The 23948-nt window shown below is 58.1% G+C and carries 29 protein-coding genes; 13 read left to right on the forward strand and 16 right to left on the reverse strand.

Annotation, left to right across the window (positions count from 1 at the left end):
- Positions 1 to 579, reverse strand: coding sequence for a TetR/AcrR family transcriptional regulator (locus ACR0EL_RS12080; RefSeq protein WP_480500125.1), 579 nt, complete (start codon positions 577 to 579; stop codon positions 1 to 3).
- Between the two features lie 102 nt (positions 580 to 681).
- Here ACR0EL_RS12080 and ACR0EL_RS12085 point away from each other — a divergent pair, with 102 nt between their 5' ends.
- The gene (locus ACR0EL_RS12085; RefSeq protein ID WP_353012031.1) at positions 682 to 1275 is read left to right on the forward strand and encodes an NAD(P)H-dependent oxidoreductase; all 594 of its coding nucleotides are present in this window, start codon (positions 682 to 684) and stop codon (positions 1273 to 1275) included.
- A gap of 9 nt (positions 1276 to 1284) precedes the next feature.
- On the opposite strand, the gene ACR0EL_RS12090 is transcribed toward ACR0EL_RS12085, so the two are convergent.
- Genes ACR0EL_RS12090 through ACR0EL_RS12105 form a run of 4 tightly spaced genes read right to left on the reverse strand, consistent with a single transcriptional unit; the run spans position 1285 to position 4190 of the window.
- Entirely contained in the window at positions 1285 to 1890 is a 606-nt protein-coding gene (locus ACR0EL_RS12090; RefSeq protein ID WP_480500126.1) for a pyridoxamine 5'-phosphate oxidase family protein, read from the reverse strand.
- Positions 1877 to 2617, reverse strand: coding sequence for a lysophospholipid acyltransferase family protein (locus tag ACR0EL_RS12095; RefSeq protein WP_480500127.1), 741 nt, complete (start codon positions 2615 to 2617; stop codon positions 1877 to 1879). Before ACR0EL_RS12095 ends, ACR0EL_RS12090 begins: the two co-directional genes overlap by 14 nt.
- Entirely contained in the window at positions 2617 to 3516 is a 900-nt protein-coding gene (locus ACR0EL_RS12100; RefSeq protein WP_480500129.1) for a cell division protein FtsX, read from the reverse strand. The genes ACR0EL_RS12095 and ACR0EL_RS12100 overlap by 1 nt, the downstream gene beginning before the upstream one ends.
- On the reverse strand, positions 3513 to 4190 hold the full coding sequence (locus ACR0EL_RS12105) for a cell division ATP-binding protein FtsE (protein ID WP_170535793.1): 678 nt from the start codon (positions 4188 to 4190) through the stop codon (positions 3513 to 3515). The genes ACR0EL_RS12100 and ACR0EL_RS12105 overlap by 4 nt, the downstream gene beginning before the upstream one ends.
- A 182-nt stretch (positions 4191 to 4372) precedes the next feature.
- Here ACR0EL_RS12105 and ACR0EL_RS12110 point away from each other — a divergent pair, with 182 nt between their 5' ends.
- Entirely contained in the window at positions 4373 to 5122 is a 750-nt protein-coding gene (locus ACR0EL_RS12110) for a zinc-ribbon domain-containing protein (protein WP_480500130.1), read from the forward strand.
- Between the two features lie 5 nt (positions 5123 to 5127).
- On the opposite strand, the gene ACR0EL_RS12115 is transcribed toward ACR0EL_RS12110, so the two are convergent.
- The 5 genes from ACR0EL_RS12115 to argH all read right to left on the reverse strand — a co-directional run bounded on the left by ACR0EL_RS12115 (position 5128) and on the right by argH (position 10810).
- The gene (locus ACR0EL_RS12115) at positions 5128 to 7659 is read right to left on the reverse strand and encodes a TIGR02302 family protein (protein WP_480500153.1); all 2532 of its coding nucleotides are present in this window, start codon (positions 7657 to 7659) and stop codon (positions 5128 to 5130) included.
- Positions 7660 to 7707: 48 nt separating this feature from the next.
- Positions 7708 to 8973 (reverse strand): diaminopimelate decarboxylase, encoded by a 1266-nt coding sequence (gene lysA, locus ACR0EL_RS12120; RefSeq protein ID WP_480500131.1) that lies wholly within the window; start codon positions 8971 to 8973, stop codon positions 7708 to 7710.
- Between the two features lie 71 nt (positions 8974 to 9044).
- Positions 9045 to 9194 (reverse strand): hypothetical protein, encoded by a 150-nt coding sequence (locus tag ACR0EL_RS12125; protein ID WP_480500132.1) that lies wholly within the window; start codon positions 9192 to 9194, stop codon positions 9045 to 9047.
- 45 nt (positions 9195 to 9239) lie between these two features.
- Positions 9240 to 9425, reverse strand: a complete 186-nt coding sequence (locus ACR0EL_RS12130; RefSeq protein ID WP_480500133.1) for an argininosuccinate lyase — start codon at positions 9423 to 9425, stop codon at positions 9240 to 9242.
- Positions 9422 to 10810, reverse strand: a complete 1389-nt coding sequence (gene argH / locus ACR0EL_RS12135) for an argininosuccinate lyase (RefSeq protein WP_480500134.1) — start codon at positions 10808 to 10810, stop codon at positions 9422 to 9424. The genes ACR0EL_RS12130 and argH overlap by 4 nt, the downstream gene beginning before the upstream one ends.
- 21 nt (positions 10811 to 10831) lie before the next feature.
- On the opposite strand from argH, the gene ACR0EL_RS12140 reads away from it, so the two are divergent.
- From ACR0EL_RS12140 to yddG, 10 genes are all read left to right on the forward strand, one after another.
- Positions 10832 to 11398, forward strand: coding sequence for a TlpA disulfide reductase family protein (locus ACR0EL_RS12140; protein WP_480500135.1), 567 nt, complete (start codon positions 10832 to 10834; stop codon positions 11396 to 11398).
- Between the two features lie 65 nt (positions 11399 to 11463).
- Positions 11464 to 11829 carry a dihydrodipicolinate reductase gene (locus tag ACR0EL_RS12145; protein ID WP_170535782.1) on the forward strand — a complete coding sequence of 122 codons (366 nt, stop codon included), beginning with the start codon at positions 11464 to 11466 and terminating at the stop codon, positions 11827 to 11829.
- A gap of 131 nt (positions 11830 to 11960) precedes the next feature.
- A complete protein-coding gene (locus tag ACR0EL_RS12150) occupies positions 11961 to 12347 on the forward strand; it encodes a hypothetical protein (RefSeq protein ID WP_480500136.1) in 387 nt (128 codons plus the stop codon).
- A complete protein-coding gene (locus tag ACR0EL_RS12155; RefSeq protein WP_480500137.1) occupies positions 12344 to 13315 on the forward strand; it encodes a sterol desaturase family protein in 972 nt (323 codons plus the stop codon). The genes ACR0EL_RS12150 and ACR0EL_RS12155 overlap by 4 nt, the downstream gene beginning before the upstream one ends.
- Positions 13316 to 13411: 96 nt before the next feature.
- Positions 13412 to 13600, forward strand: coding sequence for a hypothetical protein (locus tag ACR0EL_RS12160; protein ID WP_353012063.1), 189 nt, complete (start codon positions 13412 to 13414; stop codon positions 13598 to 13600).
- Between the two features lie 89 nt (positions 13601 to 13689).
- Positions 13690 to 14523, forward strand: a complete 834-nt coding sequence (locus tag ACR0EL_RS12165; protein WP_480500138.1) for an EAL domain-containing protein — start codon at positions 13690 to 13692, stop codon at positions 14521 to 14523.
- A 192-nt stretch (positions 14524 to 14715) separates the two neighbouring features.
- Complete coding sequence (locus ACR0EL_RS12170) at positions 14716 to 15891, forward strand: acetyl-CoA C-acetyltransferase (protein ID WP_480500139.1); 1176 nt, start codon at positions 14716 to 14718, stop codon at positions 15889 to 15891.
- Positions 15892 to 16077: 186 nt separating this feature from the next.
- Positions 16078 to 16800, forward strand: coding sequence for an acetoacetyl-CoA reductase (gene phbB / locus ACR0EL_RS12175; protein ID WP_480500141.1), 723 nt, complete (start codon positions 16078 to 16080; stop codon positions 16798 to 16800).
- 302 nt (positions 16801 to 17102) lie between these two features.
- Positions 17103 to 18050: a transcriptional regulator GcvA gene (locus tag ACR0EL_RS12180; protein WP_480500142.1), complete on the forward strand. Its 948-nt coding sequence runs from the start codon at positions 17103 to 17105 to the stop codon at positions 18048 to 18050.
- Positions 18047 to 18913 (forward strand): aromatic amino acid exporter YddG, encoded by an 867-nt coding sequence (gene yddG, locus ACR0EL_RS12185; protein ID WP_480500143.1) that lies wholly within the window; start codon positions 18047 to 18049, stop codon positions 18911 to 18913. The genes ACR0EL_RS12180 and yddG overlap by 4 nt, the downstream gene beginning before the upstream one ends.
- On the opposite strand, the gene ACR0EL_RS12190 is transcribed toward yddG, so the two are convergent.
- The 3 genes from ACR0EL_RS12190 to ACR0EL_RS12200 all read right to left on the reverse strand — a co-directional run bounded on the left by ACR0EL_RS12190 (position 18910) and on the right by ACR0EL_RS12200 (position 20181).
- Complete coding sequence (locus ACR0EL_RS12190; RefSeq protein WP_083445267.1) at positions 18910 to 19074, reverse strand: YdcH family protein; 165 nt, start codon at positions 19072 to 19074, stop codon at positions 18910 to 18912. The genes yddG and ACR0EL_RS12190 overlap by 4 nt on opposite strands.
- A 115-nt stretch (positions 19075 to 19189) precedes the next feature.
- Positions 19190 to 19969 carry a tRNA1(Val) (adenine(37)-N6)-methyltransferase gene (locus tag ACR0EL_RS12195; RefSeq protein ID WP_480500144.1) on the reverse strand — a complete coding sequence of 260 codons (780 nt, stop codon included), beginning with the start codon at positions 19967 to 19969 and terminating at the stop codon, positions 19190 to 19192.
- Positions 19966 to 20181 (reverse strand): putative signal transducing protein, encoded by a 216-nt coding sequence (locus tag ACR0EL_RS12200; RefSeq protein WP_037316655.1) that lies wholly within the window; start codon positions 20179 to 20181, stop codon positions 19966 to 19968. Before ACR0EL_RS12200 ends, ACR0EL_RS12195 begins: the two co-directional genes overlap by 4 nt.
- Positions 20182 to 20237: 56 nt before the next feature.
- Here ACR0EL_RS12200 and ACR0EL_RS12205 point away from each other — a divergent pair, with 56 nt between their 5' ends.
- Positions 20238 to 21236 (forward strand): polyprenyl synthetase family protein, encoded by a 999-nt coding sequence (locus ACR0EL_RS12205; RefSeq protein WP_480500146.1) that lies wholly within the window; start codon positions 20238 to 20240, stop codon positions 21234 to 21236.
- On the opposite strand, the gene ACR0EL_RS12210 is transcribed toward ACR0EL_RS12205, so the two are convergent.
- The 3 genes from ACR0EL_RS12210 to ACR0EL_RS12220 all read right to left on the reverse strand — a co-directional run.
- On the reverse strand, positions 21229 to 22050 hold the full coding sequence (locus ACR0EL_RS12210; RefSeq protein ID WP_480500147.1) for a 4-(cytidine 5'-diphospho)-2-C-methyl-D-erythritol kinase: 822 nt from the start codon (positions 22048 to 22050) through the stop codon (positions 21229 to 21231). The genes ACR0EL_RS12205 and ACR0EL_RS12210 overlap by 8 nt on opposite strands.
- Entirely contained in the window at positions 22040 to 23752 is a 1713-nt protein-coding gene (locus ACR0EL_RS12215) for a tetratricopeptide repeat protein (RefSeq protein ID WP_480500148.1), read from the reverse strand. The genes ACR0EL_RS12210 and ACR0EL_RS12215 overlap by 11 nt, the downstream gene beginning before the upstream one ends.
- Before the next feature lie 104 nt (positions 23753 to 23856).
- Positions 23857 to 23948, reverse strand: a 92-nt coding sequence (locus ACR0EL_RS12220; RefSeq protein WP_480500154.1) for a 4Fe-4S dicluster domain-containing protein, incomplete at its 5' end; no start/stop codon positions are given.

Consider the following 23948-nt stretch of genomic DNA (forward strand, 5'->3'; position numbering starts at 1 on the left):
TCAGCGCGCTGGGGTCAGCCACGCCTGCAGATAGGTTTCCAGTCTGTCGGTAAATGTCGTCGCAGAATGCAGCGCGCAGAATCTCAGAGACATAGCCTGAATCGCAAAAGCCTGCACGCCCTCGGCCAATAGCTCTGATGGCACATCCTTGCGCATCTCGGCGGCATCAAGCCACATCATCACCACTCGAAAATACCGCTCAAAGCAATACGCGATGGGCCCGATCTCCGCGATGGCGGCGGCCCCAGAATATCGGATCAAAAGATCGAAGACATACCGCTCGGACGTCATGAAACTATGAACCGGTTCAAGGGCGGTGATGATCTCGGCGACGGTACCGGGCTTTGGCCCGTCGTCAGCCTGATCCAGACAGGCATTCAACTTGTCCGCGATCATGATCTCCATCAACGCATCTTTGTCGCGGAAATGGGCAAAGAACGTGCCTTTGGCGACGCCAGCCAGTTGCACCACCTCTTCGACCCGCAGGGCCTCGTACCCGTTTTTCTGAACCAGCTCTTCCGACACCGCCATCAGGCGGGCGCGGGTTTTCAGTGTGCGTTTCTGAACTGTCTTTTGCATGAGCCCAGATTGCATATTTTTTGACCACGGTCAAATTTATTATTGACCGTGGTCATTTTTTGGTTCTATAAGATGACCACGGTCACTTTTAGGAGAATCCCAATGCACCCGAAGAAAATTCTGATCCTGGACGGGCACCCCGGTGAAAACAGCCTGTCGCGCACCTTTGCGCAGACATATGGCGATGCGGCACGCCAGAACGGTCATGACGTGCGCGTCGTTCACCTAAGCGATCTTCAGTTTGATCTGGATTTCGGTCAGGGCAATTATCACGATTTCAAACCCCTCGAACCCGAACTGGAACAGGTTCTGCAGGATTTCGAGTGGAGCAATCATCTGGTCCTCACTGCGCCTATGTGGTGGGGTGGATTGCCCGCGAAACTGAAAGGGCTGATCGACCGGATGTTCATCCCAGGTCGCACGTTCGACACGCGCAACACGACGAAACTCGGTTTTCCAGCCCCAATGCTGACCGGGCGCACTGCGCGCGTAATCCTGACCTCGGACACGCCAGGCTGGTTCATGCGCCTGATCTATCGCCAAGCGCTCATCCGTCAGGTGCGTGATCAGATATTGGGGTTTGTCGGTTTCAAACCAACGAAGTTCACTTACTTCGCAGGTGCCAGCTATCCAAAAGCCGGCAGCGTCGAGCGCTGGATCTCGAAGGTTGAAAAAATTGGGGCGGCGGCGGTTTGATCGCTATGCCTACCACATCGTTTTGGCGGCGCGCGGAGCCCATTCCTGGTCATAGCGTGCGCCGCCCTCCTCACCGTCCGACGCTTCGGCAAGGATCTCTCCCACCGTTGGCAGACCTCGGGATTCATCATCGCCTGACCAGGTTTTAGCCCGCATCAGCGCACGGGCGCATTGGGTGTAGATTTCCTGGATGTCAATCACAATAACTGTCGCTGGGCGTTTGCCGTGCTTTTCGAACCGCGCGCGCAAATCTTCATCAGCCGTCAGCCGTGCCGATCCGTTCAAACGAACCACATTATTCGCACCCGGCACAAAAAACATCAACGACACGCGCGGGTCGCGCACGATATTGCGCAGCGAATCCAAGCGGTTGTTTCCTCGCCAATCCGGCAGGGCCAGCGTAGCGGGATCCAGTTCCAGAACCACCGGGCCATCGTCACCGCGCGGGCTGCCATCCACGCCTTCCGGACCAACCGTACTCAGAACGCATAGTCGGGACGCCATAATCCACTTACGATAAAGTGGCGTAAGCTGTCGCACCACCTTACGCAAAGATGGCGCGCCCGGTGTGCCGTAGAGCCCTTCTAACGTGCTCAGATCGTCAATGAACTGCATCCGGATCAAACCCCACTTCTTGCATCAGCGCGTCAGAACGTGTTTCGATTACGTTTTCTAGACGTTCCAGAAACTCTTCGCGTTCTACGCCGGGTTCAATGGGTTCAAGGAAGTCAACAATCGCAAGGCCGGGCTTGCGCATGAGACCTGTACGCGGCCAGAACACGCCTGCATTTGTCGCCACAGGGACACAGGGAAAACCCAACCCCTCGTACAAAACAGCAGTGCCTACTTTGTAAGGTTTCTTCGCCCCTGGCGCGACGCGGGTACCTTGCGGATAGATGACCAGCTGGCCGGGTTCGGTGAATTCTTTAGCGACGTCCTTGACCATTTTGGCCACGGCGGCGCCCTTCTTGCCCCGGTTCACGGGAATACAGCCCAGACGGCGCGCATACATGCCGATGATCGGGGTCCACAACAGCTCTCGTTTCATGATGAACTTGCCATGCGGGATAGCGTTGAAGATCATGATGATATCAAGAAAGGATTGATGCTTGGCACCAATCACTACCTCGCCTGTTGGCGGTGTACCGCGTACTTCGCTGCGAATACCCACCATCCAGCGCGCCATCCACAATGTGCTGCGCGCATAGGTTTTGCAGGCCCTTGATGCCCCCCGTTTTGCAAAAATCGCATAGGGCAAAAACACGATGCCAAGGATCAGCATCCAAAGGTAGATCACGAACATAAAGACCAACGAGCGGACCCATTGAACAGCCATGGACATCAGGAAAGCTCCTTCAACTTGCGGCGCGCAGCGGTCCAGGTCGCAAAGAAAGCGACAACGGCACCCAGAATTGGGATCACCACCGGCAGCGTCCAATCCCTCCCCTGAAATCCGACGCCGGACAAGAACCCTCCGGCATCCGAGGCTTCCGGCAATAGCAAAACGCCGATCATGCCCAGCAGCGTGCCCACCGCCGCACCGAACAGTGCACGATAGGTGAACCGACGCACAAAGGCGCCCGCGATGAACCGGTCGCGCGCACCGACCTGACGCAACACCTCGATGATCTGCGCATTCGCCGCCAGCGAGGCATTGGCCGCTAACGTGATCATCGCAGCTGTTGCGCCTCCGATCAGCAGGATCGAAATCCACCCAAGCCGTCGCAGTGAGACGGCCGCGTCCACCAAAGGTTCGCGCCATCGCGTGTGGTCGTCCAGCACGGCACCCGGCACTTCGGCCCCCAGGCGCAGGCGCAAGCCAGCAACATCCAGCCCAGGCTCGCCTTCGACAATCTCGATCAGCTGCGGGATGGGCAGTGTGTCCAACGGCAGGTCCCGCCCGAACCAGGGCGAAAGCAACGCCGCTTGCTCATCCGCAGTCAATGCACGGGCTGATGCCACACCCGGTGTCTGGTTCAGAACGGTCAGAGCGGCCTCGGTCTGCGCAGCCAGTTGTTCAGCAGGGGCGTTGATCCGCAACGTTGCCGCCCCGGCCAGTTCCGAGGCCCAGCGATCCGCGATCCGGCCCGAGGCCAGAGACAAGGCCAACGCAAAAACCGTCAGAAAGGCCATCGCGCCAGAAACAAACAACGTCAGATGAGCGGTATAACCGGTGGGTGGCACCACCCGATCGGCGCGGCTGTCGCGGCGCAGCAGGTTTCGGATGTCACCTTTGCTCATAGATCTGCTCCCGCCAGCTGCAACCGGCGCTGTGAAATACGCAGCACGCGGGCCTGGACCTGGCTTTTTGCGGCGCGGATCAGGCTTAGATCATGGGTAGCGATCAGGACGGTTTTGCCCATTTTGTTCAACTCAACCAGCAAGCGCAGCAGACGCTGCGACATCTCCCAATCCACGTTTCCGGTGGGTTCGTCCGCCAATACGACATCGGGTGACAGGATCAGGGCACGCGCCAGTGCGGCACGTTGGCGTTCACCTCCAGACAATTCGGGCGGATGTGCTTCAAGCCGCGAACCTAACCCGACCCATCCCAGCAATTCTGACAGATTGCTTTGTTCCTCGGCCTCGGCGCGGCCCGAAACCATCAACGGCAAGGCCACGTTTTCTGCCAGCGTCATGTGATCAAGGAACTGACAATCCTGATGTACAACACCGATCCGGCGGCGCAGCAACGCCATCTCATCACGGTCTAAGGCTGAAACATCCTGCTCAAAGGCGCTCAGACGCCCCGACGTTGGCAACAACGCGCCATAGCACAGCTTTAGAAAAGTGGTTTTGCCCGCCCCGGATGGACCCGTCAGAAAATGAAACGAGCCCGGCTGCAATTGCACCGAGACGTCGCTCAGCAATTCGCCGCCACCATAGGTGTAGCTGACATTCTCCAGCTCGATCACACGTGTCCCCTTTATTATGCTGCTCTTCTTGCCCGAGCGCGAATGTGGTTTCAATGCCTGTACCGAGTCCAATTGGTGACACTTGGACCCTGAAACCGAAATCGCGCTTTGCTGTTGGGTCTTAACGGAATAATATGCCTGAAAAAACTATTATCCGCCGAATTGCCGGCCGGGGAGGCAGCATGCGTCTTACATGTCCGAATTGCAGTGCCCAATACGAGGTGCCAGACGAGGTCATCCCCGAAGAAGGTCGCGATGTGCAATGTTCCGCCTGTGATCAGACATGGTTTCAGGCGAAACATCCCGCCGATGAAACAGCTGGGGTGGAAACCACCGAACTGAAAGCCAAGCTGTCTGAGCTTGAGACGTCGACACCTGAGGAAGAAGACGACACAGGCAGTGACAGGTCACCGGTCGAGGAAGCCTTTTCCAACCAAGAGACGGAAGTGGCCACGGCTGAAACGAAGACTTCCGGAAATATCGACCCCTCAGTTGCCAATATTCTTCAGGAAGAGGCCGCACGAGAATCCGAACTCAGGGCGCAGGAAGGCAGTAGCCTTGAAACGCAGCCTGATCTCGCATTGGATGTCGCACCAATTCCGAAAGTCGAACCCAAAACGCCAACCGCATCAGAAACATCCCAAGATGCCGGTCAGAAAGAGGCGTTGCCGGATGTTGAGACCATCAACTCCAGCATGTTGGCCGAAGACCCGGATGCCGCTCAACCAGCACGCAAATCCGGTGGCTTTGTACGCGGGTTTGCATTGGTTCTGATCATCGCGGTGATCCTGTATCTGATCTACGGCAATGCGCAGCAAATCAGCGAAGTCGTCCCACAGGCCGATCCAGTGCTGAAACCCTACGTATCGCTGATCGATCAGGCGCGTATCTGGCTTGAGGCGCAGGCCGGATCAGGCGCGTCACAGAACTAACGGCCTCAGAACCGTTCCAGCAGCCGTTTCAGGTATTCCAACTCAATCGTAGGCCGGTCGGTTTCTCCAGTCCGGCGGCGGATTTCATCCAGCAGCTCACGCGCGCGGCGGTAAACATCTTCGCCTTGCAAAAGATTGTCATCCGTCGAGATCGACCCCGCAGCACCGGGGTTTCGGCCCAGTGGATCACGGTTATTCGCTTGGGCCTCGCCTTCCTGCGTGCCTTGACCGGATTGGTTTTGCTGGTTCTCGGCCAACGCCTCACCAAGTGAGCGCATGCCTTCGCGCAGGGCTTCCATCGCCTCGGATTGACGATCTATCGCCTCGGCCAAATCATCGCCGCGTAGGGCCTGTTCGGCCTCATCCATGGCCCGCCCCGCACGGCCCAGCGCATCACGGGCGGCTTCGCCCTCCTGCGTGCCGGCACCCGGCAGGCCCTGTTCCTGGCGCCGCAATTCATCGCGCAGCGCCTGTTGACGATCCGCCAGACTGCCCTGACCGGATTGACCTTCACCAGCCTGATCCGAATCCTGCCCCTGACCGCCCTGCCCTTCGTGGCTTTGACCCCGACCCTGACCACCATTGCGGCCTTCGTTGCCCTGGCTTTCACCGGCCTGACCGCCCGGGTTGAATTGTTCCTGCAGATCGCGGAAGGCCTGATCGCTCAGACCTTGTTGTTCGCGCAGTGTCTCGGCCAGACCTTCCATGGCCTGTTGCCCCTCGGACTGGCCACCTTGACCCTGACCTTGGGTGACACGCATGTTTTCCATCATCTGCTGAAACTCTTCCAGCGCCTGCTGGGCTTCGGCCATGCGGCCCTGTTCCATCAGTTCTTGAATGCGGTCCATCATGGCCTGCAGATCATCCTGCGACATCTGCAGCGACTCGCCATTTTGCCCGGACTGACGTTCACCATCTTCGCCATTCTGTTGCGCCAGACGCTGCAACTGTTGCAGATAGTCCTGCGTCGCCTCGCGCAGTTCCTGCATCAACTCTGCAATCTCTTCATCGCTCGCGCCATTTTGCATCGCCTCGCTTAGGCGTTCCTGCGCGCGGCGCATCCGCTCAAGTGCGTCGGCCAGGGTGCCGTCTTCGATCAGCACCGCCAGATCCCACAGGGCTTGCGCGATTTCTTCCTGCTGAGGCTGCTTCAACCCGTATTGATTAAAGGTCTCCAACCGACGCAATAACACGCGCAGTCGCAGATAGGCCGTATCCGAGCGGAACAGGCCCTCGGGCTGATGCGAAACTGCCCGCAACACCTGAGCGACCCGAGCACCATTTTCGCGCGACCAAAGCAGATCGCGCCGTTGTTCGATCACAGCAGCCGCAAGCGGATCAAAGAACCGGCGCGCAGGCAAGGCGGTGAGATAGGGTTGCGATTCCGATTGCTGATCCGCCGCATCGCGCGCCATCAGCGTTATCCGCACCGGCAGATGTGCCCACGGATGTTGCGAGAAGTCTTCGATCAGGTCTTCGGTAAAATCAGCCCGGTCGCCGGTGATGGGCATGGGCAGTTCAATCTCGATCACCTCGCGCGGCTCAGGTTCGGTGGTCAAACCATACCGGCGATCTACGGCGCCCAGATCAAGTTCAATAAGGGCAGAGCCAGAGACAACGCCATAGTCGTCACTGGATTGAAACGGCAGCTTCATCTGCCCGCCTGCTTCGGCCTCAGCCCGACCTGCCACGTCAATGGTCGGAGGGGCATCTGCAATCACGTCAACAGCCCAATCCCGGCCTGCGGGTCCTTCGATCCGCAATTGCCCCGATTGGGTGACAACAAAATCCTGTTCTGGTTCAGTGGCAGCTTCGGTTCCAGTGACCGAGCTTGTTTCGGTCAGGCTGTGCGCACCGACCTCACCATAAAACCTCAAGGTCACGCTACTGCCCGCAGGCACGGACAGAGCGGGCCCCGATTGATCGGCAAGATAGAGTGTTGGCAGGCCGGTATAGCGCGGTGGCTCAACCCAGCCCTCCCAGGTTGGTCCTTGCCCCGCGACCGCCGTTCCCGGCGTCATCTCGGCGACGGAGCCAATGCGCCAAAGCGATCCGAACAGCATGGCGACAACCAAAGCCAATAGCGCGGCATAGCGCAGGGCGTATGGATCGCGCGATGCAAGGCGCAGATCAGGTTTCACCGCCTCAGCCTGAGAGACGCGCTGCGCCATCCGCGCCTTGTGCGCCTGCCACAAAGCAACTGAATCCGCATCCGTCGCCCCGATGGCCTGATCATCGATCAACGCCTGAATAGGGCGTCCGGGCAATGCCTCGTCCAAGCGGACAAGCGCCTCAGAGCGCGTCGGCCGATGGAATCGCCGAATCCCAACAGCCGCAGCCACGCTCAGCGCGATCAGGCTGACTGCACCTGCGGCCCAGACAAATTCAACGCGCACTTGATCCTGAAGTCCCAGCATCAAAGCAGCCAGAACTGCCATCAAAATCGAGAAAAACGGCCAGAAAGCGCGCAAAACCTGCTCGGCCAGCATCCCCGCATGGGTCAGCCAGAGCGATCGTCTTGGTATCGGCAGTTTCATTTTGTCGCGCAATGCGGGTCTCCTGATCGGGCCCGCACGCTTATTGCGTCAAAGCCACGTAGGTATGGTATCGCGGTTTATGATTTCGTCAAAGCTTGGGCGTTCACGAATAACTGCAAATTGATCCTGGTGCACCAGCACCTCTGGGATCAGAGGGCGAGTATTGTATTCGCTGGACATCACCGCACCATAGGCACCCGCACTGCGGAACGCCACCAAATCACCCGGGGCGAGCGGCGGCATGTTGCGTTGCTTGGCAAAGGTATCGCCGCTTTCACAGACAGGGCCGACAATGTCATAGGGCCGTTGTTCAACCCCTGGCACGGGTTCCTGTACAGCGATGATATCGTGATACGCCTCGTACATCGCCGGGCGGATCAGATCATTCATTGCCCCATCAAGGATCAGAAAATCCCGACCCTCGCCGGATTTCACATAGATCACCTTGCTCACCATCAGCCCGGCATTGCCCGCGATCAGACGGCCGGGTTCAATCTCGATTTCACAATCCAGATGGCCCAGCGTTTTCTTGATCAGCGCGCCATATTCGACAGGAAGCGGCGGCGCATCGTTAGAGCGCGCATAGGGAATGCCCAAACCGCCCCCCAAATCGAGACGACGGATATTGTGCCCTTCGGCCCGCAATTGTTCAGTCAGTTCAGCGACCTTGGTATAGGCCAACTCAAACGGCTCCAACTCAGTCAGTTGCGAGCCGATATGGACGTCGATGCCAATCACCTCAAGCCCCGGTAGGCTGGCAGCCAGCGCATAAACCTCGGATGCGCGCGAGATCGGAATGCCAAATTTATTTTCGGACTTACCTGTCGCAATCTTGGCGTGGGTCTTCGCGTCCACATCCGGGTTCACCCGGATTGTGATCGGCGCAACCATCGCCAGCTCCGCCGCGACCGCGCTGATCATCTGCATCTCGGGTTCGGATTCCACGTTGAACTGACGGATGCCGCCGGTCAGGGCAGTCCGGATCTCATCGGCCGTTTTGCCGACGCCTGAAAACACGATCTTGTCGCCCGGAACGCCTGCTGCCTTGGCCCGCAGGTATTCCCCACCCGAAACAACATCCATCCCGGCGCCTGCCTGTGCCAATGTCTTCAGGATGGCCTGATTGCTGGCCGCTTTCATCGCGTAGCAAACAAGGTGATCGGTTCCCTCAAGCGCATCATCAAACAGCTTGAAATGACGCAGCAAGGTGGCTGTTGAATAGACATAGAACGGGGTTCCGACCGCGGCAGCGATTTCGGAGATTGGGACATCCTCGGCGAAAAGCGCGCCGTCGCGGTAGAGAAAGTGATCCATATCTGCGCGCTTAGACCAAAACGGCCCCCCGGTTCAATGGATTCGGGCGCTTAAGAGCCGCACGCAGCCATTTAGAACTCGGTCGAGATCCCGGCACGTGCATAGCCGGATACAGAAATGCCAGTCTGTTTTGGCTCTGGCTTAGGATCAGGGCGCGACGCAGATGTGGGTTCGCACGCCGCCAAAACGGCAAGCGTTAGAACTAGGCCGACGGTTCGCATACACCATTCTCCTCAGAGTCTGTACTGACGGTGTTGGATTTCGGATCAGACACCCAGATAAAGGCCGAGGCCGCCCTTGCGCAGGCCTACGCCTCCGCCAACATGTGTCCCGCTGGACCCGACGCCAACGCCCAGGCTGGCGGTCGGCTGAACAGGTTCGCCATCGGCACCACAGGCCGCCAAGGCAAAACCGATCAAGATCAGCAGAATGATCCGAGACATACGCATCATACCAACGCCTTCCATCGTTTGATCTGAGCCCGCACCTGATCAGGCGCAGTCCCTCCATAAGATTGGCGCGAGTTTACCGAGTTTTTAACGGTGAGGACAGAATAGACGTCATCGGTGATATCCGCGTGGACCGATTGCATGTCTTCCAGCGACAGATCCGGCAGGTCGCTGCCCTTGCGTTCGGCCATGGCAACCAGCGACCCGGTCACATGATGCGCATCGCGGAATGGCAGGCCCAGCACACGGACCAACCAGTCGGCCAGATCGGTCGCGGTCGAAAAACCAGACCCCGCAGCGGCAGCAAGGCTATCGCGGTTGGCGTTCATATCCTTGACCATGCCTTCCATCGCAGCCAGTGCAAGCATCCAGTTGTCCGCGGCGTCAAAAACCTGTTCCTTGTCTTCCTGCATGTCCTTGGAATAGGCCAGCGGCAGACCCTTCATCACCATCATCAACGCGGTGTTCGCACCAAAGATGCGGCCGACTTTGGCGCGGATCAGCTCCGCCGCGTCGGGGTTTTTCTTCTGCGGCATGATCGAGGACCCGGTCGAGAAGCGATCCGAGAGCGTCACAAACCGGAATTGGGCCGAGGACCAGATCACCAGTTCTTCGGCAAAGCGCGACAGGTGAACGGCGCAGATCGAGGCAGTGGACAGAAACTCCAGCGCGAAGTCGCGGTCGCTGACCGCATCCAGCGAGTTCGCAGCAGGGCGGTCGAAGCCTAGCGTTTCTGCCGTCATGTGGCGGTCGATGGGGAAAGAGGTCCCGGCCAGCGCGGCGGCCCCCAGCGGGGACTCGTTCATCCGCGCACGGGCATCGCGGACACGACTGAGGTCACGCCCGAACATCTCGACATAGGCCATCATGTGGTGACCCCATGTTACCGGCTGCGCGGTTTGCAAATGGGTAAAGCCCGGCATAACCCAATCGGCTCCAACCTCAGCCTGCGCCAAAAGCGCGCGGATCAGAGCCAGAAGGCCGGTTTCGGCGGCATCCAGCTGATCGCGAACCCAGAGTTTGAAATCGGTCGCCACCTGATCATTGCGCGACCGACCCGTGTGCAGACGGCCTGCGGGTTCACCGATCACCTCTTTCAGGCGCGCTTCGACATTCATGTGGATGTCTTCCAGCGCGGTTGAGAACTGAAAGTCTCCGTTTTGGATTTCTGACAAAACGGTGAGCAGCCCTTCCCGAATAGCCTGCGCGTCACTATCACTAATAACGCCTGTGGCGGCCAACATGGCGGCATGGGCGCGCGAGCCTGCGATGTCCTGGGCTGCCATCCGCTGATCGAACCCGATCGAGGCGTTGATCGCCTCCATGATCGCGTCTGGACCGGCGGCAAAGCGGCCGCCCCACATCTGGTTCGAGGATTGATCGGTCATGAAAGAAAACCCGGAGTTGATATGCGCGTGTTACGTCTGATCCCCCTTTATATGGCCCTAGCGCTGGGTGCAAACGCCGCTTTGGCGACCGATGCCGAGACATTGGGGCCGCTGCGCGAGGATAGCCTGAAGCGACTGATCCTGCACAAAGAGCCCAAACCGGTTGAAGCGGTTGAATTCGAATTGGAAGATGATGGCGGCACGGCGTCTCTGGAGGACTATAAGGGCAAGTACATCCTGCTTAACTTCTGGGCCACCTGGTGCGCGCCCTGCCGCAAAGAGATGCCCCAGATCGCTGAGCTACAGGAGGAGTTCGGCGGCGACAGGTTCGAGGTGCTGACATTGGCCACCGGGCGCAACTCACCCGCCGGGATCAAAAAGTTCTTTGACGAGAACGGGATCGACAATCTGCCTCGCCATCAGGACCCCAAACAGGCCGTGGCGCGTGAGATGGGCGTGATTGGCCTGCCGATCACCGTGATCCTTGATCCGGACGGTAATGAGATCGCGCGACTGATTGGCGATGCCGAATGGAACTCGGATAGCGCGAAGGCGATTATCTCGGCTCTCGTCAACGCTGAAAGCTGAGAAATTCTGCTCTAAACCTTTAGAATCATGATACTCTCCTGCTCGTTTAATCAGGAGAGTTTTTTATGAAGAGTATCACAACACTTGCCGCCGCAACCGCTATTCTACTTGGTGCGGCGATGGCTGCTGACGCCAAGGACATCAAAAAGCAGAAGCAATTTCTAGATGCGGTTGCTGGTAAAACGCTGACCGGAAACGGCGCGACCCTGGTCATCTCGGCCGACGGAAAACTGTCTGGTAAGCTAGATGATGGTCGAAACGTTGCCGGGGCCTGGGTTTGGAACAAACGGTTCTGGTGCCGCAATCTGGTGGTTGGAAGCGATACGTTGCCGCAAGATTGCCAGACCGTTTCGCTGGACGGCAATCAGGTGACGTTCACCCGCAACAAGGGCAAGGGTGATTCTGGCGGGACCTACACGATCAGCAACTAAGATCATTTTGACCCGACCAAGTTCTTAAGGAGCGCAGCCACCACAGCTGCGCGCCTTCGCCATTCCGCCTTACGCCACGCCACCTTTGACAGCTGCAAAGGCCGGCTGCACTCTGGCCGTGGGAGGACAGAATGCCGCTGGAAATTCTTCTGGTGCTGGTGGTCGGAGGAATCGCTGGTGTCACACTGTTGCTGCACCTGACAGGCCGATCGCAATTGCGCGTGCTGACACAGGAAAACACAGGTCAGGAATGGCTGCGTCATTTTCCGGACGATGAGGTGATCGATCTGACCATCGCCCGTGATGGCCATACAGCCCTGATCCGAACCGTATCCGGCCCCGGTCTGATCTGGTCCTTTGGCGCGGATACCGTCGCCCGGCACTTGCTGGATTATGACATGCTGGACCATCCTGAAGGGTTCGAAATCCAGTTTCACGACTTTGCCACACCCAGATGCCTTGTTCGTCTGGACGAATTCGAACGCAGCCATTGGCGTAACCTCATGGAACCCACATGACAGACCAGATTACCTTTCCCGACGCCGTCCAATGGGCCGTTCCCTTTTTCATCGCCGCGATTCTGGCCGAATTCCTGTGGATCGCTGTCAAAGGCCGGGGTGGCCGATATGAGACTCGCGATGCGGTGACCTCATTGATCATGGGGGCTGGAAACATCGCCTCGGGATTTCTGCTGGGGTTCATCGCCTATGCATTCTTCATGTGGCTGTGGCAGATCACGCCACTTGATCTGGGCACCTCGATTCCGGTGATCATCCTGTGCTTTGTGCTGGATGACCTGCGGTACTACTGGGTGCACCGGTTCGGTCATCGCATTCGCTGGGTCTGGGCCAGCCATGTGAACCACCACAGTTCACAGCACTACAACCTGACCACCGCATTGCGGCAGACTTGGACCTATACATTCACCTTCATGATGGTGGTGCGCGCGCCACTGATACTGCTGGGCTTTCACCCGGCCATGGTGCTGTTTGTAGGTGGGTTGAACCTGATCTACCAGTTCTGGATTCATACTGAGGCCATCGGCAAAATGCCCCGTTGGTTCGAGGCGGTGATGAATACACCCAGCCATCACCGCGCACATCATGGCCGCAATGCCCGTTACCTGGATTGCAACTATGCGGGCGTCTTCATCATCTGGGACAAGATGTTCGGCACCTTTGTGCCCGAGCAGGACGATGATCGCGTCGACTACGGCCTGGTTCACAATATCGGCACGTTCAACCCGTTACGCGTGGCCTTTCATGAATGGGTTGGTATTTGGCGCGACGCCACACAACCCGGCCTGACTTTACGCCAAAGACTGTCCTATTGTTTCGCACCGCCCGGATACAGCCATGATGGCAGTCGCGACAGCTCAGACCAGATCAAAAAAAAGCATCTGGCGCGGCATCCCGAAGATCGCGGAACGCCCGGTTTTCAGCATCTTGGCAATGAATTGCCCAATCTGAAGGCAAAACAATTCTGAACTGCGCGTGATCATGCCTGTCTCAGCTTGAAATATCGGTCGCGGGTGCCATATGGGGTCCATGATTTGAGATAACGAGTGACCGGAGACCCGCACATGACCCGCTTGACTACCCTTTCGACATTGGTCGGTTTGCTGGGTCTGATGTTGGCTATGGTCGCTGCGATTGCCAGCGCTCTGGCCGGTTTGATCGCGTTGGGTTTCCTGATGATGCTGTTGGGCTTTACCGGCGCGGTGATTGGGGCCGCCGCTTCTTTGGCGCGCGCCCAACACTCGGCCCGCTGAAAATTCACCCGCTTTAACCGCAGATTCACCTGTTTGCCCTGACACTGGGACCGAAACACCATTCGGACAGTCTCAGGGAACCGGCACTCATGCGGGACAAGAAACTTGCGGATCTACCTGAAGGATCGGACAACCCGTTAAGCTCGGCCATCTCGGCGCGGGATCGATCCGTTGTGAATATGGCGACCGAAGCGGTGAAGCACAAACAGTGCAAGCTGGCCTTTCAGCCGGTTGTGCAGGCACATTCGCCCGGCGGTATTGCCTTCTACGAGGGCTATATCCGTGTATTGGACGAAACCGGGCGCGTGATCCCGGCGCGAGAGTTCATGCCACAGGTCGAAAATACACCTTTGGGGCGAGAACTTGATTGCATCGCGCTGGAACTTGGCTTGCAGACATTGGTGCGAAACCCCGACATACGATTGTCGATCAACATGTCTGCCCGCTCGATCGGGTTTGCGCGCTGGGCAAAGGTGCTGGACCGGTTTCTGAAACGGGACGAGAGCGTTGGTGAGCGGCTGATCCTAGAAATTTCGGAACAATCCGCCATGCAGGTGCCGGAACTTGTGATCGACCTGATGGATCGCCTGCAGGAACGCGGCATTGCCTTTGCGTTAGACGATTTCGGCGCCAGCGATTTTGGATTGCGTCATTTTCGTGAGTTTCTGTTCGACGCCGCAAAGATCGATGGCCAATTCATTCGAGGCATAAGTGAACAGCCCGATAATCAGGCACTGGTGCGCGCGTTGATCCTGGTCGCACAGGAATTCGAGATACTGGTGACTGCCGAATCGGTTGAAAATCAGGCTGACGCCGAGTTTCTGCGCAACAGCGGGGTCGACTGTTTGCAAGGTTTTCTGTTCGGTGCGCCCACAATCGCCCCGCCTTGGAAACAGGAAAACAACTCCAAAACAGGCTCTTAAGCAACAATCCGCAGTTGCGGCCCTAGGATATCGACTGCTGAGACAAGCTGCCCGTTGCTGCATATGCAGCATTGCGATATGCCATACAGCGCTGGAGCGGGGAACTTGGGGCGCTCTTGTTTTGTCAGAGACCTCTCTGCCACCTGCGCCGTCGGATTTCCCAAAGGACCTTGACGGTAAAGGACTGACTATATGACCAACGTAGTAATCGCATCCGCCGCACGCACAGGCGTGGGCAGCTTTAGCGGTTCGTTTGCGAACACACCTGCACATGATCTGGGCGCTGCCGTTTTGGAAGCGGTCGTGGAACGCGCCGGGGTAGACAAGGGCGAAGTAAGCGAAACCATCATGGGTCAGGTTCTGACGGCCGCTCAGGGCCAGAACCCCGCCCGCCAGGCGCATATCAATGCGGGCCTGCCGCAGGAAAGCGCGGCCTGGGGCATCAACCAGGTGTGCGGCTCGGGCCTGCGCGCTGTGGCTCTTGGTGCGCAGCATATCCAACTGGGTGATGCGGACATCGTCGCCGCCGGTGGCCAGGAGAACATGACCCTGTCGCCCCACGCCGCCGCCCTGCGTGCCGGTCACAAGATGGGTGACATGAAATATATCGACACGATGATCCGCGACGGTCTGTGGGATGCCTTCAACGGCTATCACATGGGCCAGACCGCCGAGAACGTCGCCGAGAAATGGCAGATCAGCCGCGATCAGCAGGATGAATTCGCCGTTGCGTCGCAAAACAAAGCCGAAGCTGCGCAGAAAGCAGGCAAGTTCGCGGATGAGATCGTGCCCTTCACCATCAAGACCCGCAAGGGCGACATCGTGATGGACAAGGACGAATACATCCGCCACGGCGCAACCATGGAGGCGATGGCCAAACTGCGCCCGGCCTTCACCAAGGACGGCTCGGTCACCGCCGCCAATGCCTCGGGCCTGAATGACGGTGCCGCGGCGACTCTGCTGATGTCGGTCGAGAATGCCGAAAAGCGCGGGATTGAGCCTCTGGCGCGGATCGCATCCTACGCGACCGCCGGTCTGGACCCGTCGATCATGGGTGTTGGCCCAATCTACGCCGCGCGCAAGGCGCTGGAAAAAGCAGGTTGGTCGGTTGATGATCTGGATCTGGTCGAAGCCAACGAAGCCTTTGCCGCGCAGGCCTGTGCTGTGAACAAGGACATGGGTTGGGACCCGTCCATTGTAAACGTCAACGGCGGCGCGATTGCCATCGGCCACCCGATTGGTGCCTCGGGCTGCCGCGTTCTGAACACGCTGCTATTCGAAATGAAGCGCCGCGATGCCAAGAAGGGTCTGGCGACCCTCTGCATCGGTGGTGGCATGGGTGTCGCCCTTTGTGTGGAGCGCGACTAAGTGCTTTGACAGCCAAATAGAAAAGGGCGTCCCGCGGGCGCCTTTTTTGTTACAATCGAAGCTTATCCGCTAGATGCGACAATATCGCCAGACAGAAAGCCCTAAACCGCTACGAAACGATATTGCGCAACACCATCTCTCAGAGTAACAGAATTACCAAGACGACTAAATTTGGAGGATTCCTAAATGGCACGTACAGCACTCGTTACCGGCGGTTCCCGCGGCATCGGCGCAGCAATTTCCAAGGCGCTTAAGGCCGAAGGGTGTAATGTTGCAGCGACCTACGCAGGAAACGATGAAGCCGCAGCAAAATTCACCGAAGAAACCGGCATCGCCACCTACAAGTGGAACGTAGCCGACTATGACGAATCCAAAGCGGGCATCGAAAAGGTCGAGGCCGAAGTTGGCCCAATCGACATCGTTGTGGCAAACGCGGGCATCACCCGTGATGCGCCGTTCCACAAAATGACGCCCGAGCAGTGGCATCAAGTGATCGACACCAACCTGACCGGTGTGTTCAACACCGTTCACCCTGTCTGGCCTGGTATGCGCGAGCGCAAGTTTGGCCGCGTGATCGTCATCAGCTCGATCAACGGTCAGAAGGGTCAGTTTGCGCAGGTGAACTATGCTGCAACCAAGGCAGGCGATCTGGGTATCGTAAAATCGCTGGCTCAGGAAGGCGCTCGTGCGGGCATCACCGCCAACGCGATCTGCCCCGGCTACATTGCCACCGAAATGGTTATGGCCGTGCCAGAGAAAGTCCGTGAATCCATCATCGGCCAGATCCCTGCAGGCCGGTTGGGTGAGCCAGAGGAAATCGCACGCTGCGTCGCATTCCTGGCATCGGACGATTCGCAGTTCATCAATGGGTCGACCATCTCGGCCAACGGTGCTCAGTTCTTCGTCTGATCACACTCAGTAGCAACAGAAAACGGGCCGGTCCTTTTGGACCGGCCCTTCTTTATCCCGTAAGACCACGCGCGCTGTGATCAGCGGGAACCGGTTAACCAGCCCCAGAGCTGGTGAATGACTTTGCTACGTTCTTCATGGGCGCGACGGATCGCATCTTGAACAGACGGGTTGGTCGTCATCTCGATCATGGCATATCCTCCTGGCTAAAGATGAACTTGACTTGCTCTCAACATGACGCTTGATTTCAAAACGTACAAACGAGAGTTTTCGCTAGTTCAGATAAGTAAATCTTAAGTGATATGTCCGACCGACTACCCCCTCTGACCGCTTTGCGCGCCTTTGACGCCGCCGCCCGCCATATGTCATTTGCCAAGGCGGCAGATGAGTTGAACGTGACACCCGCCGCGCTGTCCTTTCAGATCAAATCGCTGGAGGAGCATCTGGGCCACCCCCTATTCCGACGTTTAAACCGCGCCGTGGAATTGACCGAAGCGGGCAAAGCACTGGCCCCCGGTACGGCAGACGGTTTTGCCGCGCTCAAGTCTGCCTGGGCTGCGACGCGCAGATTGCAGGACAACACAACGCTGACTGTCACTGCAGGGCCAGCGCTCACGGCAAAATGGCTGGCCCCGCGCCTCTATGATTTTGCGCGCGCGCATCCGGAAATCGATCTTCGGTTTTCGGCCACCCTGCGCAATATGGATTTGGAACAGGATGATGTGGATGTTGCGATCCGCTTTGGCTCTGGTCAGGACGAGGGGCTGTATTGCCTGCCGGTGCGCAAGGAATGGCTGACGCCGGTCATGACACCCGAGCTGGCAGAGCAGTTTTCCACCCCCGAAAGCTTGCGTGATGCGCCCTTGATTCACGATGATTCAATCGCGTTTCTCAAACCACCAGCCGATTGGCCCACCTGGTTCAAGGCCGTTGGGATGGAGTTCACGCCGACACATGGCGCGCATTTCTCGAATGCGGATCACGCGATTGATGCTGCGGTGGCCGGAGTGGGCGTCGCCTTGGGGCGGCGCGCAATGATCATCAAGGACATGACCGAGGGGCGATTGATCGCCCCGTTCAAAACCGCCATCGAAACCAACGGGCGGTTTCGGTTTCTGTGCCTGCCCGGTGCAGAACACCGGCCACAGGTCGCCGCGTTCCGCGATTGGTTCGCAACCGAGATTGAAAAGACCGCCCATATCTCGGATGAGTTCACTATCATTCCCGTAGAAGACGTCTTAGCCAAATGACCAGAAACCGTGCCACCGCCATCGGATTCATCGCTGTTCTGCTGTGGGCCTTGCTGGCGCTGTTCACCGTCGGCTCGGCCCCAACCCCACCGTTGTTGCTGAACGCCATATGTTTCAGCATCGGCGGTTCTCTGGGTTTGATCTGGACATGGCGATCCGGTGGGTTTTCCAAACTGCGCAGCATCAGTTGGAAAATCTATGCATTCGGAACCGTGGGCCTGTTCGGATACCACGCGCTCTACTTCTCGGCCCTGCGTATGGCCCCTGCGGCAGAGGCCGGGCTGATCGCCTATCTCTGGCCCCTCCTGATTGTCCTGTTTTCAGGACTTCTACCCGGCGAGCACCTGAGACCGGGCCATCTATTCGGGGCCTGCCTCGGCTTTGCAGGGGCCGCACTGATCATCACCGGTGGTGGCAGCGCGGGCTTTCAGATTGACCACCTGCCTGGATACGCGCTGGCCTTCCTCTGTGCACTGACATGGTCGGGGTATTCGGTGCTGTCCCGCAAACTGGGTGAAACGCCCACAAGTTCGGTTGCTGTGTTCTGCGTGCTGACTGCCATCGCCTCGTGGGTGCTGCATTTCGCACTGGAAATCACCGTCTGGCCCGATACCGCCCTCAGTTGGGCTTCGACGCTGGCTTTGAGTTTGGGTCCTGTGGGGCTGGCGTTTTATGTGTGGGATATCGGGGTCAAACAGGGCGACATACAGATGCTGGGAACCAGCTCTTACGCCGCACCTTTGCTGTCTACTGTTGTGCTGGTGGGTGCCGGGATCGCCATGCCGACATGGACATTGGCGATCGCGGCGGTACTGATCACCGGCGGCGCTGTAATTGCGGCGCGCGCCAGCCTAACTGGTTAAGCTGACAGGCGTTCGATCTCTTCCTTGAGCTTGAGTTTCTGCTTTTTCAGCTGGGCGATATGGAGATCATCGATGCCTGGCGAGCGTTGGGCTTGTTCCACTTCTAGACCGAGAGATTCGTGCTTCTTCTTCAGTTCCGTCAGATGTGCGCTCACGCTCATGGCGATCCTCCTTGGTTATGTGTCTAAAAGTCACGTAAGAAGTTGAGCACATCGTTTCCACCCTGTCACGCTGCAGACGCACAGAATCTGCAATAAATCCGACAAATTCGGCTGGTCATCGCCGAGAGGTATGAAACGGCCCCATGGCTGCACCATCCCTCAGCACCGCTGAGATCTCGGGGGTATAGCTTTCTCCATCCCGTTCGTGTCGGTCCCCCTGATGCAGAATCAGCGGGGCATGCAGGCGGAATGCGGCGCGTCCGCCTTTGCGGGCCCGCAAAATGACCAGTTCGGCTTCACGCCCTGACCGCGCTGCCAAGGGCAGCACTTCGACCGAGCCCAGCTGGCCCCGGCACCCCATCAGCATATCCCGCAGGCGGTCGGCTTTTTGGATCATGTGCAGATACCCGCGCGGCGCAAGGCGTTTAGTGGCCACATCGATCCAATTGGCCAATGGGGTCTGTTCGCCCAGGGCAACACTGCGCCCTGAATCATGGGCCGGACTATGGGCACCAGCACGGTAGTAGGGCGGGTTTGCGATCACATGATCAAACTGACGTTGTTTTAGTTCTGGCGGAAGTGCAGTCAGATCGGCGGTTACAACCTCCAGCGCAATGGCATTATCCGCAGCATTGCGACGTGCCAAATCCGCGTAAGCCGGTTGCAGCTCAACCCCGTTGAGCTCCAACCCTTGTACACGTGCAGCGAGACAAAGAATGGCCGCCCCGGCCCCGCATCCAAGCTCTAGCACTGATTGGCCGCTGGTGGCCGGAACCGACGCGGCAAGCAAAACAGGGTCTACCCCGGCGCGATACCCTTTGACAGGCTGCCACAAGTGCAGCTTGCCACCCAAAAACGCATTTTGGCTTAGGTCTTGATCCTCAAAACGGGTCATCGCCCCAGAGGAATCTCATTGTCGCGCATCACGCGTTCGGCGCGGGTCAGGTCATCCGCCCGGACCATCAGACGACGGGGGAAGATTCCGATGCCGCCTTCGAGGATGCTCATATTTACGTCCATCTGAAAGCAGTCTATATCCTCGCCCTCAAGAAGAGCGGATGCAAAGGCCAGGATTGTCGGATCGGTGCTGCGCAATAGTTCTTTCATGGGGATGGATGTAAGGGCAAGGCAGGACAGAAGTCGAGCCTTGTATCAGGAGTGTGATGGACGTCAGCACAATCTCGAAACCGCATGAGCGGCTCGCTGAAATTCTGACCGGCGAAATGGAGGCCGTGAATACGCTGATCCGAACCCGGATGGCGTCTGAGCACGCACCGCGCATCCCTGAGGTGACCGCACATCTGGTCGAAGCGGGTGGCAAACGTCTGCGCCCGATGCTGACATTGGCGGCAGCGCGGCTGTTTGGCTATACGGGCGAGCATCATCTGCGTCTGGCTGCGACGGTTGAATTTATTCACACTGCGACCCTGCTGCATGACGATGTAGTCGACGAAAGCGCCCAGCGGCGTGGGCGGCCCACGGCGAACCTTTTGTGGGACAACAAATCCAGCGTGCTGGTGGGCGACTATCTGTTTTCCCGCAGCTTCCAGTTGATGGTGGAAACCGGCTCACTGCGTGTTCTGGACATTCTAGCCAATGCTTCGGCCACCATTGCCGAAGGAGAGGTGCTGCAAATGACCGCCGCCACCGATCTGGGCACGGATGAGGCCGTCTACCTTCAAGTCGTGCGTGGCAAGACAGCGGCGTTGTTCTCGGCAGCGACCGAAGTGGGCGGTGTGATCGCAGGTGCGGCAGAACCACAGGTCGAGGCGCTGTTCGATTATGGCGACGCGCTAGGGATTGCCTTCCAGATTGCTGACGATCTGCTGGATTATCAGGGCGATAGCAAAGCGACCGGCAAGAATATCGGCGACGACTTCCGTGAACGAAAGCTGACCCTACCGGTGATCAAGGCCGTGGCACAGGCCACGTCAGACGAGCGCATGTTCTGGGAGCGCACCATCGAGAAAGGCCGACAGCAAGATGGCGATCTGGATCACGCACTGAGCTTGATGGCCAAGTATCAGACGCTTGAAGCCACACGTCGGGATGCGCTGGATTGGGCGAACAAGGCCAAAACAGCGCTGGAAGTGCTACCAGATCACGAGCTGCGGACCCTGCTGCGCGATCTGGCTGATTACGTGGTGTCTCGACTCAACTAAGCTGAGTCGCGCGGCACCACCAATCGGGGTGGGCTGCACCAATCTCATAGGCTGCGAAATGGGCCGCTTTCAGAGACGGATAGAGCGCAAAACAGGTTGAGCCCGAGCCCGACATACGCGCCAGTAACACCTCCCGAGTCCCGGTCAATTCGTCCAGAACACGCCCAATCTGAGGGGCGATGCCAATTGCTGGGCCTTGCAGGTCATTTCGCTGATCCGACAACCACAAGGCACAATCAGCCACGCCCTCAAAAACCGGAATATCATCTGGCATCTGTGGATTTTGACGCGATTCCATGGCTTTGAATACAGCCCCTGTGGGCACTTCAACGCCGGGATTTACCAGAAGCGCAGGCAACTCAGGCAAAGTCATAGCAGTCACCTGCTCACCAATCCCTCGCATCCGCGCAGCCTTAGCCATCATGCAAACCGGTACGTCCGCCCCCAGAGAGACTGGAAGATCGGATGGAATATCAATGCCCTGACCTTGCGAATGGCGCAACATGGCCGCGGCATCAGACGATCCGCCGCCAATGCCCGCACCATGCGGAAGCGCTTTGTCCAAAGCGATGCTGCCTGACCATCCCGTGGCTTCAGCCGCCTTCCAAACAAGGTTACGCGCATCTGTGGGAACGCCAGCCGCGTGCTCTCCGCTAACGGAAATCGACAGATCGGGCCCCGGCTCAAACTCCAATTGATCGCCGACATCTGCAAACGCCACAAGCGAATCCAACAGGTGATACCCGTCCGCCCGTTGGCCGGTAACATGCAGTGTCAGGTTTATCTTGGCGGGCGCGAAGCCCTTAGTTGCCATTGGCAACCTTCAAAGGATCGGCGCCTTCTTCGGCCAATACCGCATCCAAACCCACCTCTATCTTACGGCGGATGCGCTCGGGGTCCGCTTCGCCATCGGTCTCTTCCGGGTCAATGAAGGACAATGCGCGTTTCCACTGGAACTCGGCCTCACGATCCCGGCCAACGGCCCAGTAGACATCGCCCAGATGGTCATTGACCACCGGATCAACCGGCATCAGCGCAACAGCGCGTTCCATATGATCCACGGCTTCGTCATAGCGCCCAAGGCGGAACAGGACCCAACCCAGACTATCGACGATATAGCCGCTGTCCGGGCGCGCCGCGACGGCCCGTTCGATCATATCCAACGCTTCATCCAGCTTTTCGCGGCGTTCGACCAGCGAATAGCCCAGATAATTCAGAACCTGCGGCTGATCCGGGTTCAACTCCAGTGCCCGCCGAAAATCCGCTTCGGCCTGATCCCAGTTCTTCAACCGCTCATGCGAGATGCCACGCGCGTAATGCAGAAACCAGTTCCCGCTTGACGCGGCGTCTGTCAGGGCGATTGCATTGTCATAGGACGCTGCTGCGGCCGCATAGTTTTCCTGTTGCCGCTGGATATCCGCAAGCGCCACATGAACGCTGGGCAGATTGGGTTTCTTTGCCGAAAGGTTCTGAAGCACTTCGATCGCAGCATCAGTTTTGCCTGACCGGCTGAGCACCTCGGCCCGACCCAGCTCGGCAGCATGGTGATCATTGCTGTCAGCCGGAACCTTGCGATAGGTATCGACGGCTAGGTCATATTGCTTCAATTCATCCAGAAGCTCTGCGCTCAGCAAGATTGCATCCACATGATCGGGGCGCAGGAAGCTTGCGACGCGGGTATACAGCAGCACATAGTCGGGCGACGCTTCGGTATTCAGCACCGCAGCGACCGAGAAAAAGATCTCTGCCATGCCATCCTGAGCGGATCGAACATGGGTAAAGGGCAGTGTCTCGCCAGCGTTCAACTGGCTGACATAATCTTCAATCGAAGGGTCACTGCCCGCCGCAAAGACGGTATCCAAAAACGCCAGCGCGTCGGCGTTTCGGTCAAGCTGCGACAGAACCTCGGTCCGCGCCATCGCTGCGCGGCGCGAGAATTGGGCAATCGCACCATCATTTTCCGCAAAGATCGCCTCGGCCCCCTCAAAGTCACCGATCGAGGCCAGTGCCATTGCCTTGTGATACAGCGCAAATTCGCGCAGCCCATCCTGGGTAGATACAGCGTCGAACTGCTCCATCGCTTTGGTCAATTCACCCTGACCCAATTGGGCCCAGGCGATCATCAGCCCGTCTACCAACGGACCAACACCCTTTGTTTCTGGGTCGCGCGCCAAAAGCTCTGCCAGTTTGTCATCCACAATCAGATTGGCGGCGACCACCATTCTGGCGGCCTGGCTGGGCAGTTCAGCCTCTTCAATCGTTTGCGCGATGGGCACGGCGCGCTCGATCTCTCCCAGCGCCAGTCGTGCCACCACGACACTTTCCAGCAAAAGCGCGTTCTGAGGGTCAAACTTCAGCGCCTGCGCATAGTATTGCTCGGCTGCTGTATAATCGCTTTCATAAATCGCCTGACGACCGGCCAGATAGGCCCCTGCCCCTGTATCCGCAGACACCGGCACACCGACCGTCGAAAAAAGCAACGCGGCCAATGCCGCGCGATGCACAAGGGTAATCACCTAAATCCTGCCCTGCTATCATAGACTGACCGATAAGCTAGGGCCTTGGCTGGCAAGAGGCAATGGCAGAGCCTTCACGACCCTGCCAGTGCACCGGTTTTTGCCTACATATTGGGATAGTTCGGGCCATCCCCACCCTGCGGTGTGGTCCAGGTGATGTTCTGGCTGGGGTCCTTGATATCGCAGGTTTTGCAGT

Source organism: Ruegeria sp. AH12 (assembly GCF_056541465.1).